Annotated in this window: 15 protein-coding genes; 2 read left to right on the top strand and 13 right to left on the bottom strand. The window is 43.3% G+C overall.

Annotated elements, in window-relative coordinates; all coding sequences use genetic code 11:
* Window positions 1-405: 405 nt before the first annotated feature.
* From AAEY83_RS07555 to AAEY83_RS07520, 8 genes are all read right to left on the bottom strand, one after another.
* Window positions 406-1338, bottom strand: coding sequence for an electron transfer flavoprotein subunit alpha/FixB family protein (locus AAEY83_RS07555; RefSeq protein WP_025644322.1), 933 nt, complete (start codon window positions 1336-1338; stop codon window positions 406-408).
* A 161-nt stretch (window positions 1339-1499) separates the two neighbouring features.
* Window positions 1500-2249, bottom strand: a complete 750-nt coding sequence (locus tag AAEY83_RS07550; protein ID WP_025644324.1) for an electron transfer flavoprotein subunit beta/FixA family protein — start codon at window positions 2247-2249, stop codon at window positions 1500-1502.
* A 333-nt stretch (window positions 2250-2582) separates the two neighbouring features.
* The gene (locus tag AAEY83_RS07545; RefSeq protein ID WP_025644326.1) at window positions 2583-3176 is read right to left on the bottom strand and encodes a DUF421 domain-containing protein; all 594 of its coding nucleotides are present in this window, start codon (window positions 3174-3176) and stop codon (window positions 2583-2585) included.
* A gap of 344 nt (window positions 3177-3520) precedes the next feature.
* Window positions 3521-3733, bottom strand: coding sequence for a cold-shock protein (locus AAEY83_RS07540; protein ID WP_025644328.1), 213 nt, complete (start codon window positions 3731-3733; stop codon window positions 3521-3523).
* A gap of 269 nt (window positions 3734-4002) precedes the next feature.
* Complete coding sequence (locus tag AAEY83_RS07535; protein ID WP_025644330.1) at window positions 4003-4428, bottom strand: hypothetical protein; 426 nt, start codon at window positions 4426-4428, stop codon at window positions 4003-4005.
* Between the two features lie 429 nt (window positions 4429-4857).
* Window positions 4858-5874, bottom strand: a complete 1017-nt coding sequence (gene ilvC, locus AAEY83_RS07530; protein ID WP_025644332.1) for a ketol-acid reductoisomerase — start codon at window positions 5872-5874, stop codon at window positions 4858-4860.
* 167 nt (window positions 5875-6041) lie between these two features.
* Window positions 6042-6539 carry an acetolactate synthase small subunit gene (gene ilvN, locus AAEY83_RS07525; protein WP_025644334.1) on the bottom strand — a complete coding sequence of 166 codons (498 nt, stop codon included), beginning with the start codon at window positions 6537-6539 and terminating at the stop codon, window positions 6042-6044.
* On the bottom strand, window positions 6539-8251 hold the full coding sequence (locus tag AAEY83_RS07520) for an acetolactate synthase 3 large subunit (protein WP_025644336.1): 1713 nt from the start codon (window positions 8249-8251) through the stop codon (window positions 6539-6541). The genes ilvN and AAEY83_RS07520 overlap by 1 nt, the downstream gene beginning before the upstream one ends.
* Window positions 8252-9313: 1062 nt before the next feature.
* Here AAEY83_RS07520 and AAEY83_RS07515 point away from each other — a divergent pair.
* A complete protein-coding gene (locus tag AAEY83_RS07515) occupies window positions 9314-9805 on the top strand; it encodes a DUF4124 domain-containing protein (protein ID WP_025644340.1) in 492 nt (163 codons plus the stop codon).
* 62 nt (window positions 9806-9867) lie between these two features.
* Here AAEY83_RS07515 and AAEY83_RS07510 read toward each other — a convergent pair whose 3' ends face one another.
* Window positions 9868-11685 carry an NAD(P)H-hydrate dehydratase gene (locus AAEY83_RS07510; RefSeq protein ID WP_025644342.1) on the bottom strand — a complete coding sequence of 606 codons (1818 nt, stop codon included), beginning with the start codon at window positions 11683-11685 and terminating at the stop codon, window positions 9868-9870.
* A gap of 206 nt (window positions 11686-11891) precedes the next feature.
* On the opposite strand from AAEY83_RS07510, the gene queG reads away from it, so the two are divergent.
* On the top strand, window positions 11892-13076 hold the full coding sequence (gene queG / locus AAEY83_RS07505) for a tRNA epoxyqueuosine(34) reductase QueG (protein ID WP_025644344.1): 1185 nt from the start codon (window positions 11892-11894) through the stop codon (window positions 13074-13076).
* Between the two features lie 96 nt (window positions 13077-13172).
* Here the strand turns inward: queG and lysM are convergent, their stop codons facing one another.
* The 4 genes from lysM to fabD all read right to left on the bottom strand — a co-directional run bounded on the left by lysM (window position 13173) and on the right by fabD (window position 16170).
* The gene (lysM, locus tag AAEY83_RS07500) at window positions 13173-13682 is read right to left on the bottom strand and encodes a peptidoglycan-binding protein LysM (RefSeq protein WP_025644346.1); all 510 of its coding nucleotides are present in this window, start codon (window positions 13680-13682) and stop codon (window positions 13173-13175) included.
* A 239-nt stretch (window positions 13683-13921) separates the two neighbouring features.
* Entirely contained in the window at window positions 13922-14161 is a 240-nt protein-coding gene (gene acpP, locus AAEY83_RS07495; RefSeq protein ID WP_025644348.1) for an acyl carrier protein, read from the bottom strand.
* A gap of 309 nt (window positions 14162-14470) precedes the next feature.
* Complete coding sequence (fabG, locus tag AAEY83_RS07490; protein ID WP_025644350.1) at window positions 14471-15199, bottom strand: 3-oxoacyl-ACP reductase FabG; 729 nt, start codon at window positions 15197-15199, stop codon at window positions 14471-14473.
* Complete coding sequence (fabD, locus tag AAEY83_RS07485) at window positions 15196-16170, bottom strand: ACP S-malonyltransferase (RefSeq protein WP_025644352.1); 975 nt, start codon at window positions 16168-16170, stop codon at window positions 15196-15198. The genes fabG and fabD overlap by 4 nt, the downstream gene beginning before the upstream one ends.
* Window positions 16171-16442: the final 272 nt, after the last annotated feature.

Genomic DNA, 16442 nt, shown 5'->3' with positions numbered 1-16442 from the left:
AACGATTAGGGTTTAAGACGCCTATGCAGGCGTTCTATAATATTAATTAGCGTTGCACTTGGTGTGTTAATCTAAGTATTGTTTGCGATCCACTGCTACCAAGTCGGTTCTAACTGTAAAATTGCATTCATACTGATTCTCCACCTTCTCGTCCGTGACAATTATCTCAATAGCATTGTAGAGTCATATAGTAGCCTAAACGCAGCCTCTATCCGATAACCCTACCCTAACCAACACTACTTCAAACTACTATAAAGTGGATTTTTATAAATTATAAGGTCGACTCAATATATAATCTTAGTCTAATAATCAGCCCAATAGTCAGCTCAATAAAAAGCCCCGCTATATGATAGCAGGGCTTATATGATACAAATTAAGTTTCTTAGTAGTCAAAAGCGTTGAGCTTTATACTTTGCTAGTCAATTCAGGTAAAGCTTCGAATAGATCTGCTTCTAAGAAGTAATCGGCAACGCTAGCAATAGGCGCTTCTGGGTCATTATTGATCGCAACGATAACTTTAGAGTCTTTCATACCTGCTAAATGCTGAATCGCACCAGAGATACCAGCGGCGATATAAAGCTGCGGCGCAACAATCTTGCCTGTTTGACCGACCTGCATGTCGTTTGGCACATAACCTGCGTCTACAGCGGCGCGTGATGCACCGATAGCAGCGCCTAGCTTATCTGCTAATGGCTCAATGTATTTAGTGAAGTTTTCACCATTTGCCAAGGCACGACCACCTGAGACGACAATACCAGCTGAAGTCAGCTCTGGACGATCTGAGGCTGCCATCTCTTCATTAACGAAGCTTGACTTACCTGCGTCTTGTACATTATCGATGGTTTCAACAGAGGCTGAACCACCTTCACTTGCTACTGGGTCAAAAGCGGTCGTACGTACGGTGACAACTACTTTTTCTTCTGAGGTTTTCACTGTCGCAGTCGCGTTACCAGCATAAATAGGACGCTCAAAAGTATGCGCGTCTACTACTGCTGAGATCTCAGACAGCATACTAACGTCAAGTAGCGCTGCAACGCGAGGCATAAAGTTCTTACCGGTTGTGGTCGCAGCGGCAACAATATGGCTGTAATCACCAGCGATGTCCGCTACCAATAGCGCAACGTTTGCGGCTAGTTGATGCTCGTAAGCGGCATTATCCGCTAATAAGACTTTGCTAACACCTTCAGCTTTTGCTGCTTCATCAGCTGCTGCTTGAGCGCTACTGCCAGCGACTAATACATGGATGTCATCGCCCATTTGCTTTGCCGCAGCGATAGTATTTAAGGTTGCCTTTTTTAGACTGGCATTGTCATGTTCTGCATATACCAAAATGGCCATTGTTTTTGTCCTTTATATATTCGCGTAATCGTTTATGTGCTTTAATATCTATGATGGCAGCTTTTGTGATATGTCTTATTCTTCAGTCCCTACTCTATCTTTTAATCAGACGGATTTTAAAAGAAACTATGCATATCACTTTGCCAAATATATAGTCAATATTAGATTACTTTAGCTTCATTTTTTAGCTTATCAACCAACTCATCTACAGACTTCACAGTGATACCTGCCTGACGCTCTGCTGGCGGCTCAACTTTAGTAATTTGCTGCTTAGATGCCATATCTACACCAAAATCAGCTGGCGTCTTTTCGTCAAGTGGCTTTTTCTTTGCTTTCATGATGTTTGGTAGCTTAGCGTAGCGTGGCTCATTTAGACGTAAATCAGTAGTGATAATTGCCGGTAGATCTAAAGCAACGGTCTGCAAACCACCATCAATCTCACGAGTGACGTTGACTTTATCGCCTTCTACTTTGACCTCTGAAGCGAAAGTACCTTGACCTACGCCCATCAGCGCCGCTAGCATCTGACCGGTTTGGTTGTTGTCATCATCAATAGCTTGCTTACCTAACAAGATGATATCAGTGCTCTCGCTCTCAGCGATATTTTTTAAGATTTTAGCGACTTGTAACGGATATGGTTTTTCATCAGTTTGGACGAGTACACCACGATCAGCACCTAGTGCTAAAGCTGCACGGATCTGCTCTTGTGACTCTTTTGGTCCGATTGACGCGACGATAATCTCATCAATGACGCCTGCTTCTTTTAGGCGTACTGCCTCTTCTACAGCGATTTCATCAAATGGGTTGATAGACATCTTAGTATTCGATAAGTCGACACCTGAGTTATCAGCTTTGACACGAACTTTTACGTTATAATCAATGACACGCTTGACCGCGACTAATGCTTTCATACGTTCCTCGTTTATGAATATTATGAATTAAAGCCATTCATTGATGGCTAATATAGATCTTACTTTTATTAATCTTACCTTTGACACATAAGTTTACTATAGTCAGTAAACTGGGATGTGGTAAATATTTACGCTTAGCTTATAAGACCCGACTATCTTGCGTGAGCAAGGCTTTTAGGTCAAGATGACGCCGTGAATAATGGGTCATAAATTTATAAGCATTTGAATAAATACTATAATTAAAACAATGATAGCTTTGCTCGTTTTCCTAAAGCCTTGTTATTAGTACCCTTTATAGCATCTGTCACCTGCAAATTGCTTAACGTTTTGTTATTATTTCGAAAATACGTCTACCCTACTTTGCTGCTCAATACCATTATCGTAGGTCGTTACCAAAATCTCATTATCGCGAATATCGTCAAATAGCGACCAATCAGGACTGGTATCGCTAGATTTTATAACGCTTATGTCAGCTGTCGTCTCCATAATCACTGCAAAAACTTCTGATTTAGATTTTATGCCATTTTTACGTAGGATTTGTTTGATATCGTTCTCGCTAAGCTTTGCTTCTTTTAGATTGTCATAAAGATACGCTCCATTCGCCATCAAGATAATAGGCTGATTATCTATAAGCGCTTTAAATGGCTTGAACTTTCGTCTAATGATGGAGAGTACTGCTTGCAGCGTGAACAGCATCCCAATAGCAAACACGCCTTGCAGCAGCGACGTTGATTTTGACAATACGGTTGATGCCAATATGCTACCGATACCGACAGTCATAGCCAAGTCATAACTCGATAACTTCGAGAAGCTACGTAAACCAACAATACGAGTAAACAATATCAGACAAAAATAAAAGCCGATAACTGACAGTGCTATACCGACAACTTGTTGCCAATTAATCGAAAACCAAGTTTGCCAATCCATATTCTTATCCTAGTCGTTTTGTTTTTGTAGATGACATTCATTGTAAGATATCAGACAAGATTCGCTTGTTACTTTCTTTTTGTTATCTCCTGCAAACTGTTGAACATGAGTAAGTAATGCTTTAATTCAAAAACGGTTGTCTCTCAAAGCGCTATCGAGGTATTTGCAGATAGCCTTTTGTACAATTTATCCAAAATTTAGACAAAAAAAAGCAACCCGATGAAAGGTTGCTTTTGCTATACAGTCTAAACAATAGGTTTGTTGTTCTCACAACATAGTCATTTGTGCGTGTAGATCTATAGATAAGAGTAACTGATATCAGTTATCCCCTATAGTAAATACACTTATAGCGCTTCGATTTGCTCAGCTTGTGGACCTTTTTGGCCTTCACCTAAAACGAATAACACTTTTTGGCCTTCCGCTAGTGTTTTGAAACCACTACCTTGGATAGCGCTGTAATGAGCAAATACATCTTGACCGCCATTATCTTGTGCGATGAAACCAAAGCCTTTAGCTTCATTAAACCACTTTACGGTGCCTTCAACTTTATCAGACATAATTTTTCCTAACTCTTAAACGATTGGTGCGACATCAGTCATCACCGATTAATTGATAAATACCCATCTGCTTTTGGATTGAACCCTTAAACTAACACAGTAATTTATCTTAGCGATTGCTTACCGTTATTGGCTTGCAGCCTATGAGCACTCTTCGATTATAGCAGTTTTTATCAATAGTGACAGGTTAAATTAGGTATTTTTGTAAAGTTTTAATTGTTAATCCTTGCCAATGAGTGAGTCTTATGTCCATACATAATAGACAAGCTTTAACTTGCTATAGGTAGCCAAGGTGACGCTAATACTAATAAACACAGAGCGAAGAATATCAATGCAAAAGATTGGCTATACGCTATATATTTGACGGGTACCACCAAATCTGCAGGTGAGTCTGGAATGCCTTTGCGCTTTAGTAGTCGCGTGCCATATATCCAGCCAAAAACAGTATAAATACCATAAGCGGCGGGCACAGCCACAGCAAGTGGTGCTAAATCTATAGCGTACAAGGCGACAGTTGAGACAAAAAACCAAGCGGTATCTGCAAATGAGCTGAACCTAAATAGCGCTGACTTAGGTAGCTTACCGTCACTGCGCTTGAGCATTGAGCACTCAATCCAAATCAAAACAGCGACTACGGCGCTAAGAGTAATATATACGAACTGCGGCGTTAGCCAGTCTGGATTTGATATTTGCACAACACAACCTATAGTTAACATTAAATTTAATTTTGTCTTATTTTTTGCTTAGTCTGGAGAGAAGCACATAAATCGCGCTTTTAGATCGATAGTTGTAAACCATACATTCATAGTAATCATGATAATGACTCATGCAGTAACGACTTAAAAAGCATATCGAGCACTACAAATACTGATTCAGAGACTAAGCTGAGTGCTTATATGAGGCAATGTCTACTCGTTTTCAAGATCCTTGTTGGACTAGACGGCGCTTTTTCTACTATAAACTTTTTACTTATAAAAAACCCATGCCATCGAGCGGATAGCATGGGTTAGTATTTTGATTGAAACTAAAATCTTAGAACTTATATTTTAAGTACTTAGATTTTAAAGACTTAGACTTTAAAACTTAAGTCCCAAAACTACAAAGACACCTTATTCAGGTTGGCTTTAGTTTTTATCTTTATCGATGATTTTGTTACCACCGATCCAAGGCATCATGCCGCGTAGTTTGGCACCAGTGATCTCGATTTGATGCTCAGCGTTGTTACGACGACGCGCAGTCATTGATGGATAGTTGGTTGCGCCCTCAGAGATGAACATCTTGGCATACTCACCTGACTGGATGCGTTTTAGCGCATTGCGCATCGCCTCACGTGATTGCTCATTGATGACCTCGGTACCTGTGACGTATTCGCCGTATTCAGCGTTGTTACTGATAGAGTAGTTCATATCAGCGATACCGCCTTCATACATGAGATCGACGATAAGTTTGAGCTCATGCAAGCACTCAAAGTAAGCCATCTCTGGAGCATAGCCAGCTTCGGTCAGGGTTTCAAAGCCCATTTTGACCAGCTCTACTGCGCCGCCGCAAAGTACCGCTTGCTCGCCAAATAGATCCGTTTCCGTCTCATCTTTGAAAGTTGTCTCGATAATACCTGAACGACCACCGCCCACACCTGCTGCATAAGATAAAGCTAATTGCTTGGCTTGACCAGAGGCATCTTGATAGACAGCGATGAGATCAGGGATACCGCCGCCTTTAGTGAACTCGTTACGCACGGTATGACCAGGCGCTTTTGGCGCGACCATGATGACATCAAGATCTTTACGCGGCTCGACTTGATTATAATGAATCGCAAAACCATGAGCGAACGCTAGCGTTGCGCCTTCTTTGATATTTGGCTCGATCTCATTTTTATACAGCTCTTTTTGGAACTCATCAGGCGTCAGAATCATGACCACGTCAGCGGCTTTTACCGCTTCAGCGACGTCTGCGACTTTTAAGCCAGCGTTTTCAGCTTTTTTGCGAGAGCTTGAGTTAGCACGTAGACCAACTGTGACGTCTACGCCAGAGTCTTGCAGGTTTAGCGCATGGGCATGGCCTTGTGAGCCATAACCGATAATAGCGACTTTTTTGCCTTGGATGATAGATAAATCACAGTCTTTATCATAAAAAACGTTCATACAGAGTCCTTTTCCTTAATCATGGAGAGCCATGGCTAGTAACACTTATAGTATCGCCAATGTATTCATTGATTGTACGCTATAAGCTTGTTGTTAATTTTAAGTTATCAGTTTTAAAGTCCTGATAACTGACAGTGTTAATTTCGATATCAAACTTAAAATGAGTTTTATATACTTAGCGTTTTTTCACCGCGGGCAATACCTATCACCCCAGAGCGGACGACTTCAAGTACGCGTTCACGGCCTATAGTCTCAATGAAACCATCGAGCTTGGCTTTATCACCGACGATTTGGATGGTGTATAAGCTGGCATTGACATCGACGATCTGCGCGCGAAAGATATCTGCGCTACGTTTAATCTCTTCACGGACATTACCAGTCGCACGCACTTTAATCAGCATCAGCTCACGCTCAACATGAACTGTTTCGGATAAGTTAAGCACTTTAACGACTTCAATAAGCTTATGCAACTGCTTAGTGATTTGCTCTATTTTCTCTGGAGACGTGATCGTCGTTAGCGTCAAACGCGAGATTGTAGGATCATCAGTTGGGGCGACGTTCAAAGTCTCGATATTGTAGCCGCGCTGCGAGAATAAGCCGACCAATCGCGACAACGACCCTGCTTCGTTTTCCATTAATACCGAGATCAGATGTGGTTGTTGCATTAAGTACGCTCCCCTTTGGTTAGCCACATATCACGCATCGTCTGTCCAGCCACTTGCATCGGATAAACATGTTCATTGCGATCTACATAGACGTCGATAAATACTAGCTTGTCAGTCATCGCCATAGCTTCTGCTAACTGTGCTTCCATGGTTTCAGGATTGGTAATCTTGATCCCAACATGCCCGTAGCTCTCAGCGAGCTTGATAAAATCAGGTAAAGAGTTCATGTAGGACTGAGCATGACGACCTTCATATAGCATGTCTTGCCACTGCTTAACCATACCAAGCTGCGCGTTATTGATGTTCAAGATTTTGACAGGCAGATTGTACTGTAAGCATGTGGATAGCTCTTGGATATTCATCTGAATAGAGCCCTCACCGGTGATACATACCACGTCGCGATCTGGACAAGCTAATTTGGCTGCCATAGCATAAGGCAAGCCCACACCCATAGTGCCAAGGCCGCCTGAGTTTAACCATTGGCGCGGCTCTCTATAGGTATAATACAGCGCGGCAAACATCTGATGCTGGCCGACGTCGCTTGTGATAATAGCATTACTATTGGTCACTTTGTCTAAAGCTTGTACGACGCTTTGCGGCTTAATACCATTTTCGGTACTGGTGTCATAACGTAGGCCATGACGCTTACGCCACTCATTGATTTGTGACCACCAATCAGTTAATGCTGGCTGATCAAGCTCTTTATCATGTCCAATGCTATCAAGCATATCAGTCAAGACAGATTTGACATCGCCAACGATAGGAACATGAGCGAAGATAGTCTTTGAGATAGAAGCCGGATCGATATCAATATGAATAATCGTTGCATTCGGGCAGAATTTTTTGACATTATTGGTGACGCGATCATCAAAACGAGCTCCTACCGCTAGGATGACGTCAGCATGATGCATACTCATATTGGCTTCATAAGTACCATGCATACCAAGCATCCCGAGGAACTGCTCGTCGGTACCATCAAAAGCCCCTAAACCCATTAGCGTATTGGTCACAGGCAGATTCAAACGGTGCGCAAGATCGCGAAGCTCTTCATAAGCATTGCTCCAAATCACGCCGCCACCTGAGTAGACCACTGGGCGCTTCGCCGCTAATAAAGTCTCGACCGCGCGTTTAATCTGACCGCCATGGCCTTTTTGTGATGGCTGGTAAGAGCGCATGGATACCGATTCTGGGTACTCATAAACGTATTTTTCGCTTGGCGCTGTCATGTCTTTTGGCACATCGATAACGACTGGGCCTGGACGACCTGAGCTTGCGATATGAAAGGCTTTTTTGACGATGGTAGGGATTTCGCTGGCATGGCGCACTTGAAAGCTATGCTTGACGATTGGGCGCGAGACCCCAACCATATCAGTCTCTTGGAACGCATCTTCACCAATTAGACTACTAGGGACCTGTCCTGAGATGACTACCATTGGCACTGAATCCATAAAGGCCGTGGCAATAGCCGTTACCGTATTGGTCGCGCCTGGGCCAGAGGTGGCGAGCACAACACCCGTATTGCCTGTCACTCGCGAATAGGCATCGGCCATATGGCCTGCCGCCTGCTCATGACGCACTAGAATATGCTCAATGACTTCTTGCTTAAATAGCGCATCATAGATATGTAGAACCGCGCCGCCGGGATAACCGAAGATATACTTAACGCCTTCGTCAGTCAGCGCTTGTATTAGCATCTCAGCGCCAGAGAGCATGACAGGCTCATTCTCAGCTAGCTGCTGTTGCTTTTCTTCAAAATGTTTGGCGGCGTTAGCCGTTTGCGTGTGTCCGGTCATATTCGGACTTTGCGTAGTTTGCGTCACTATCATCACCTTTATTTACAGCGCAGATGCAGCTTTTATGAGTATAGATCAGAGCACAAAGACTTATTGTGCCGACATCTACTACCCAAAGTTGTGCTTATCTTTGTCCATAGAAGAGTATCTACTCACTATGCAAAAACAGCTTGGCTTTATAAAAAGCATAAAGCAGCTTGCTACTTGAACACAGCCATTTTAAGGTCAGCTTAAAGAGGTATATCGGTATATGATGACTAGATGCGAGTGCATCTATAAAAGAGGCTTATTATTTAGATACCAACCAAATACCAATAGTGCGTTACTACCAATAAAGGCTAATGAGTCACTGAACCGCTAAAGATAAAAGAGCTCAAACTCACTAATAACAATTATGATAATTGCCTCTTAGTGTCTTTGCGTAAGCGATTCACCTTTTAAGCTTATGGCATCAAAACTAGTTTGTAGCATTGATACGCCATTACTCATGGCAACAAACCGACTTGGCGGTAAAGGGTTAAAAATAATAAGTTTATCTTAGTCATTGTAGACCGATAAGTCCGGAGACAAATAGCACAATCAACAATAGGCCAATGAATGGCCGCTATCCTTGCTCTGCTACTGTCACAAAGAAAACAAAACTATCAAGCCACCGATAAGCAGCCTAAGAGACTTTGTTTTCAAGTGCTACGGCAAAATTATAAATGCCGCTCACTGACCAACTGTTATTATAGTCACTGTTTTGGCTATTATTGTCAAGAGAAACTTATGAAGCCTAAGCCCAACTATAAGTTTTACAACTCCCTTTGAAACAAAATAATTGGTATTTAGTTTTAAAGATTTTTACTAAAATGAAGTTAGGCTTTTTAATTGAGCTAAGCTTTTTTAATTATGTATAATGTGGCTAGGCTTTAATGCTTACCTATAGATATCGATAGATAAACACTCCCTGTTTTCTCATTGGCAAAAAGGATTCTGAAAATGGCTTACGCCCCCTTGACAACTATCGCCTCTAAGCTTGTTTTTGGCTTATCGACTTGTAGTATTTTGTTATTGTCTATGAATGCCAGTCATGCGATTCAGGTTTACAAGTCTATTGGAGCGCATGGGGAGATTAAATATAGCCAACACGCCCCGCATAATGGCGAAAACGTTGAGATGATTGAGTTTCGCAGTGATGGTCGTCAAACTGATGCCGGCCAAATGGCTAATAGAACTAGCGATAGTCCAGATACTGCCCCTAAAGACGCTGAAGCTCAGCGAGTCGCTCAGCTTGAGGCTCGTATCAAAGAACAAGAAGCCAACGCCAATGCCCAGCGCTGCCAATCACTACGTAATAACTTAACCAACCTCAATGTGGGTGGGCGCATTTATGAGATGGACGCAAGTGGTAATCGCGAATATCTAGACAGCCGTGAGATTGAGCTCAAGCGTGAACGAGTACAACAAGCGATTAGCCAGTATTGTAGCTAACAAAACTAAGCTCGCTCAATATACTAAGCGAGCTTATAAACGGTTTGAAAAAACCTATATTATCAATGAGGTACTATTAAAGCCTCCATCACAGAGCGAACAGCCGCTGGCATATCTTGCGCCTGCATGCCGCGCTGCCCTACTCTCAGCGATAAGCCACTAGCAACGCTAGCCTTATCACTTGTTAATTGATTCAGTAAGGCATCACCTGCTAAGCCGTGAACAAGCACAGCCTGTCTGAGACTGCGCGCCTCATCGGCCAAGTCTAGCTGCGCTAACAGCCCTGCGCATACTCCTGATAACACATCGCCCATGCCCGCCGTTGCCATTCCTGCATTGCCAGTAGCACAGACATACACCTTCGGTTTATTATTATTTTTATCATGTAGATTCTGCTCTAATATAAGCGTCCCTGCTCCTTTTAGCACCCAATTGCCACCATACTGATCCGCAGCTTGCTTGATGGCGGTTAAGCGATCTTCTTCTATTTCGCTAATTTCTTTATTTAATAGCATAGCCGCCTCGCCACTATGCGGCGTCAGATACACTTTATGCTGAGTACTATGTGCTTTTAGTGCTTTAACTAACTTATGCTCATCACTTTGTAAGGTCGCTAAATGGTACAAACCATCCGCATCAATGACTATAGCCTTACCTGCTTCGATGGCCGCGTTTAGGTAAGCGATAAATAAATTTTTAGCCTTATCATCTCGGCCAAGTCCCATGCCTATAGCGATAACGCTAGCATCTTTAATCAAGCTTTTGAGACCTTCGACATCGTGCAGATCGATAGTCATTGCATCTGGTAATGAGGTCAGTAGTGCTCCATGAAAAGCGTCGTGACAAGCTACCGTAATTTTGCCGGCTCCAGTTGCCATAGCACTTGATGCTGATAAAATCGCTGCGCCGCCCATGCCTTGCGAGCCATCCACACGATTGCCAGCTATTATTAACACGTGACCATAACTACCTTTATAACTGTTTTGCTGACGCGGCGCTAAAGCATAAGCGGTCTGTAATAAAGTAGCCGCAGGCGATTTAGAGGTGATAGGTTTAGAAGTGATAGGTATGAGCGGAATGTCCAAAACTTCACCAGCATAGTCTTTACCATCTTTGGTATGTAAACCAAGCTTACGCGCGACAAGGCATAAAGTAATATCAGCACGTACTACCAAATGCGCAAACACCTGCCCTGTTGAAGCCACAAGACCACTAGGCACATCTACCGCTACTGCCAAAGCACAGTCACGCTCAGTCAGCCGGTTAAAAGTGGTAATCGCTTGCTGATAAATACCTGTTGGTGCGCGATCTAGGCCGATACCAAAGAGCGCATCAATATAGACATCTGCTCTAGGGAAATCACTCTCATCAAACTCCTTATCTTTAAAACCCTGATCTTCAAAACGTAGATAAGAGCAACCAGCGGTCAGTGCTAAGCGCTGGGCTTTAAGGGCATCACTGACCTGCTCTGTCTCCTCACTATTGTTTGAGTCATTATTCCCTTCTTTGTCGATAGCGGCCATGCCAACGGTCATAACTTTGACCTGCCAGCCTGCTCGCTGTAAATATAAAGCAATCAGCCAGCCATCACCGCCATTGTTACCTCGTCCCGCCCAGATAACGGCGCGCTTGTCTCTGTTGTATTGCTGAGCTGTGAGGTGGGTATTCTCATGACTCAGCCTGCGACTTTTTTGACTTTGCACGATATCATCAACGTCTATAATGCGCTGCGCCATCTGCCAAGCGGCCTGCTGCATCAAGGCAAAACTGCTATAGCCATCAGCAAACCAATCTTGCTCTATAGCATAGACTTGCGAGCTAGTATACAAAGCGATGGGCAGCGTTGCAGGACTTGAAAGTGACTTTTTAATAGTAGGCATAGATAATCCTTATAAAGCTTAGAGTACAAATAGATGAGAATAAGGGTAGCAAATGTCGAGGGCGACTTCTGTATGGATATCATCGGTATTATGCTATCTTTTTTGGGTCAGAGCGGCTTGTCATGGCATAATAGCTGTCGTTCACTTAATCATCCGTTCGCTCAATTATCCGTTTACTCAATCATATAGGCCGCTTATCTTATCCTATGAAATCATCTTCTAGCCTTATCCCTAGTACTGACAAACCTAGCTTTTCTTCGCCTGAAGAGATCAAGCAGTGGATTAAGGCGCAAGCGCGAGATTTAGGATTTGCCGATTGCGGATTTATATCCGTGCAGCATCCTTTATTTGCGCAGCAGCTTGAGCAGTTGCAGCTTTGGTTAGCGAAAGGTTATGAAGGACAGTTACAGTTTATGCATGGCAATCACCACCTGCGTGCTCATCCTGAGCAGTTGGTAGAAGGCGCTAAGACTATCGTTAGCGTGCGTATGGACTATTTGACTGAAACGCCTAAACCGCGCACCGTTGAAGATGACGATCGCCCAAACCACGGTATCATTGCGCGCTATGCTCGCGGGCGCGACTATCACAAGACCATGCGCAGTCGCCTCAAACAACTGGCTTTGAGGATAGAAGCGATGCTGCCAGAATGGCAGCAACTAGCTATTGGAGACGATATTGGTGCAAATAGTGATTTTGTCTTTCGGCCTTTTAGCGACTCTGCGCCTATTTTTGAGCGGCCTATCGCTGATGCTGCTGGCCTTGGCTGGACCGGCAAGCACACCTTGTTGCTCAATAAACAAGCCGGTTCTTTTTTTGTATTGGGCGAGCTATTTATCAGTCTAGAGCTACCTGATGATCAGCCGGTTGCCGCGCATTGCGGTAGCTGCCGCGCTTGTATCGATATCTGTCCTACTCAGGCAATCGTGGGTCCGCATGAGCTCAACGCAGCCGCTTGCATCTCATATTTGACCATCGAGCATGACGGCGTTATTGATGTTAAATATCGCCGCGCTATTGGCAACCGTGTGTTTGGCTGCGACGACTGTCAGCTGATATGCCCTTGGAATCGTTATGCCAAGCTCACAACGGTTGAGGACTTTGCCCCAAGACATAAACTCGATAGCAGTAGTCTGCTTGAGCTTTGGCAATGGAGCGAGGCGGATTTTTTACAATACACCCAAGGCAGCCCGCTACGCCGTACCGGCTATGTGAACTTTCTGCGTAATATCGCTATCGGTCTAGGCAATGCCACTGCTGATGATATTAATATTGAGCAATTAAAATCTAGACTTGGTCAACACAATGATATTTTGAATGAGCATATTCACTGGGCTATAGAAGAGCAAACTAGCAAATTAATCGCTAACAAGACTTCCCCTTCAAGTTAAACCAATAAAAAACGCCTCTTATTAAATAAGAAGCGTTCATCAAAATCAAAATATTACTTTTTACCCAGTTAATGGGTTAAAAATAAGTTGGCAGCATTATGGCTTAGGAATACGCAGTACTTGACCGGGATAAATCTTATCTGGATCTGACAGCATAGGTTTGTTAGCTTCAAATATTTTCATATAATCGCTTGATGAGCCATAAACGTCTTGAGCGATTTTTGAGAGACTGTCACCTGATTTTACTGTGTACATGGTAGATTCTGGCGCATCTTCTTCGATATCGATATTGTCGATAACCTTTGCTACGTTTTGAACGTTACCAATAGCAATAATCGCTTTTTCGCGGTCCGCTTGAGTCTTTGCATTACCGCTGATTTCAGCAGTATCAGTAGAACCATTATATTTGACTTTTAAATTACTGATCTGCAGATTCTGCTGCTGAATACGACGTAGCAAAATATTCGCCACCGACTGCGCCGATGGTTCGTTATCTTTTACTGGGGTATTAGCGTCTGCTTGAGTTTCTTTTTTTGCATCGTGCTTGTCATCATCACGATTAAAAATCTTATCACCAATGTCTTTTGCAAAACTGAACATTCCCATCTAATTACTCCTTTTGATGTTGTTATCTATTATTTACTTTATGAGTATAACAAAGGCTAGAGTTTTGCATAGTAGCGGTATGTTGAGTAATGTTAAACTTATGAAAACTTATGTCACCTTATGGAATAGGTTTAGCTTAATATCAATGCTAGTCATAAATGCGAGCCAAAAAAAAACCGCTTATCTATTAAGATAAACGGCGCAGCAGCTCGCTGATAATAGGGTAAACTGACACCATATTACAGCTGGGCTTGTACGTAATCGATAGCTTTTTGTACTGTAGTCAATTCTGCTGAGTCTTCATCAGGGATAGTGATACCGAAATCACTTTCAAATGACATAACTAGCTCAACTAAGTCCAAAGAATCAGCGCCTAAGTCTTCCATAAAAGAAGCTTCGTTTTTGATATCTTCAACGTTCATGCCTAACTGCTCTGCTACGGCAGATTTTATTCTTAGCTCAATATCGTTATTGCTCATACAAAGTACTCCTTAGTGTCTATCAATTTGGGAATTATAGCAATTATCTGAAGCGTTAAGGGCTTAGTTAAACTGTGATAGTGCTGACTGGTTACAGATAGCTCGATATCATTATCAGTTTTTGACCCGAATAACCAATTGCTATAATACAGGGGTTTGGCCTAAAAGTGTCCGTTATTATAACAGCATTTATTAGAGTTTACACTCGTTCACACAGTTTTTTATTGTGCTAATGTAACTTTTTAATATTTAACTTTTTGTGCTTAGTGTAGCGCACTACATATAAGCACAGTATATCATTGCAGCGCACTACATATACATGCCGCCGTTGACTGGAATGACAGCTCCTGTGATATAACTGGCTTCGTCACCTGCTAAAAATAACACCGCAGCAGCGATATCTTCTGGCTGACCCAAACGCCCGATAGGCACGGCATCTAACATAGAGTTGAGCAGACGCTCGTCAAGCTCGTCCGTCATATCCGTTTCGATCAGACCGGGTGCCACGCAATTGATAGTCACCTGCCGTGAGCCGATCTCGCGCGCAAGCGTTCGGCTAAAACCTTCAAGACCTGCTTTAGTCGCGGCGTAGTTCGACTGTCCAGCATTACCCATCTTAGCGACTACTGAGCTGATATTGATAATACGGCCACGGCGCGCTTTCATCATACCGCGAACCGCACGTTTGCTCATCCGGTACACTGAGGTCAGGTTAGTGTCGATGACACTTTCCCAATCTTCATCTTTCATACGCATAAGCAGGCCGTCTTTAGTGATGCCAGCATTGTTAACGAGTACTTGCACCGCGCCGTAGACACTCTCAATCTCTTCAAACAGCTTATCGATTTGTTCAGGGTCTCGAACGTCTAATACTCGGCCTATACCACCTGAATCATGCAGATAATCATCGATGAGGGCTGCGCCCTTCTCAGTCGTTGCGGTACCAATGACAAAATGACCTTCTTTAGCAAAGCGCTTGGCAACCGCCTTGCCTATGCCTCGGCTAGCACCAGAAACTAAGGTAATTGTACGACTCATGATAGTGCCTCCATTAATTTATCAAGACGAGCAGGCTTGTCCGTTGGATAGCTGGTAATCGGTTGAGCTTGACGCTTAGCCAAATTGCTCAGTACATTACCACTGCCGCATTCGATTAGAATATTGATTTGTTTGTCTGCGAGCTCTTGCATAGTTTTTGACCATAGCACCGCTTCACTGAGCTGCTCGGTCAATGCTTGCTTAATACTGGGCGAACTGGTCTCGACCCGTGCATGGCGATTTTGGATCACCGGAATCGTCGCTTGATCGAAATTAATAGCTGCCAAAGCTTCGGCTAATGCTTGGCTAGCAGGTTCCATCAAAGCGCAATGAGAAGGCACACTGACCTTGAGAGGTATCGCTTTTTTGCCCGTGTTCTGTACTTTGTCGATGACGGCAGCAACGCCTAGCGCATTGCCAGAGATCACCACTTGCCCAGGGCTATTGAAGTTTGCAGCGTTAACAATAGCATCATCTACATGCTCAGTCGCTTGCTCACATAAGGTTTCGACGCGGCTATCTTCAAGACCTAATACAGCAGCCATAGCAGTATCGATACCAGCAACCGCCTCTTGCATTAGTTGACCACGTTTATGTACTAGCTGTATCGCATCAGCAAAACTAAGCACTCCAGAAGCACACAGCGCACTGTACTCTCCAAGAGAATGCCCCGCTAAATAGCAAGGAGTAATATTCGCCTCAGTCAGCTTTTCTTGTAAGATACGCCAAATAGCGATACTCGCTGCTAATAGCGCAGGCTGAGTATACTGAGTCTGGTTGAGCTTATCCTCGTCTTGACAAATCGCCCACAAATCCTCTCCCAGCGCAGTGCTAGCCTCAGCGAATGTATCGCGAATCTGCGGGTAGATTTCGCTCAGCTCTGCGGTCATGCCGACTGCTTGCGCACCTTGCCCAGGAAAGACAATTGCAATACGGGGCTTCGTTGTTATCGTATCAGGCGTTAATGCCATAGCCAATATTCCTTAGTGATTAAAAGCGCTTTTGACAATAAGCAAATATAATAAACGGGTCAGTTATCATAAATTGTATTTAGTAGCTCATCGTCTGTGGTAATAGCTCATTCATTTATAATTCATCATAATCATGAGCAAACTATACACTGCTCTGCTCAATTATCATAGTTAACAACTGTACTCAGATTATTATAGCGCTAATAAATGATATCAATTAAACAACCACCATATATGAGACGGTGACGACATTGTTCATCAAATTCTAAATG

The organism is Psychrobacter sp. TB20-MNA-CIBAN-0197, from assembly GCF_040309765.1.
GTDB lineage: Bacteria > Pseudomonadota > Gammaproteobacteria > Pseudomonadales > Moraxellaceae > Psychrobacter > Psychrobacter submarinus.
The sequence above is the reverse complement of the archived record's forward strand: the minus strand, read 5'-3'. Positions and strand labels throughout refer to the sequence as shown.

What these genes read in the sequence shown, in the direction of transcription:
- queG (WP_025644344.1), top strand. Translation starts at nt 11,892, where the DNA reads ATGAAATCATCTTCTAGCCTTATCCCTAGTACTGACAAACCTAGCTTT.
- AAEY83_RS07555 (WP_025644322.1), bottom strand. Translation starts at nt 1,338, where the DNA reads ATGGCCATTTTGGTATATGCAGAACATGACAATGCCAGTCTAAAAAAG.
- AAEY83_RS07540 (WP_025644328.1), bottom strand. Translation starts at nt 3,733, where the DNA reads ATGTCTGATAAAGTTGAAGGCACCGTAAAGTGGTTTAATGAAGCTAAA.
- AAEY83_RS07515 (WP_025644340.1), top strand. Translation starts at nt 9,314, where the DNA reads ATGGCTTACGCCCCCTTGACAACTATCGCCTCTAAGCTTGTTTTTGGC.
- AAEY83_RS07545 (WP_025644326.1), bottom strand. Translation starts at nt 3,176, where the DNA reads ATGGATTGGCAAACTTGGTTTTCGATTAATTGGCAACAAGTTGTCGGT.
- acpP (WP_025644348.1), bottom strand. Translation starts at nt 14,161, where the DNA reads ATGAGCAATAACGATATTGAGCTAAGAATAAAATCTGCCGTAGCAGAG.
- lysM (WP_025644346.1), bottom strand. Translation starts at nt 13,682, where the DNA reads ATGGGAATGTTCAGTTTTGCAAAAGACATTGGTGATAAGATTTTTAAT.
- fabG (WP_025644350.1), bottom strand. Translation starts at nt 15,199, where the DNA reads ATGAGTCGTACAATTACCTTAGTTTCTGGTGCTAGCCGAGGCATAGGC.
- ilvN (WP_025644334.1), bottom strand. Translation starts at nt 6,539, where the DNA reads ATGCAACAACCACATCTGATCTCGGTATTAATGGAAAACGAAGCAGGG.
- AAEY83_RS07550 (WP_025644324.1), bottom strand. Translation starts at nt 2,249, where the DNA reads ATGAAAGCATTAGTCGCGGTCAAGCGTGTCATTGATTATAACGTAAAA.
- ilvC (WP_025644332.1), bottom strand. Translation starts at nt 5,874, where the DNA reads ATGAACGTTTTTTATGATAAAGACTGTGATTTATCTATCATCCAAGGC.
- AAEY83_RS07520 (WP_025644336.1), bottom strand. Translation starts at nt 8,251, where the DNA reads ATGCTCTCTGGCGCTGAGATGCTAATACAAGCGCTGACTGACGAAGGC.
- AAEY83_RS07510 (WP_025644342.1), bottom strand. Translation starts at nt 11,685, where the DNA reads ATGCCTACTATTAAAAAGTCACTTTCAAGTCCTGCAACGCTGCCCATC.
- fabD (WP_025644352.1), bottom strand. Translation starts at nt 16,170, where the DNA reads ATGGCATTAACGCCTGATACGATAACAACGAAGCCCCGTATTGCAATT.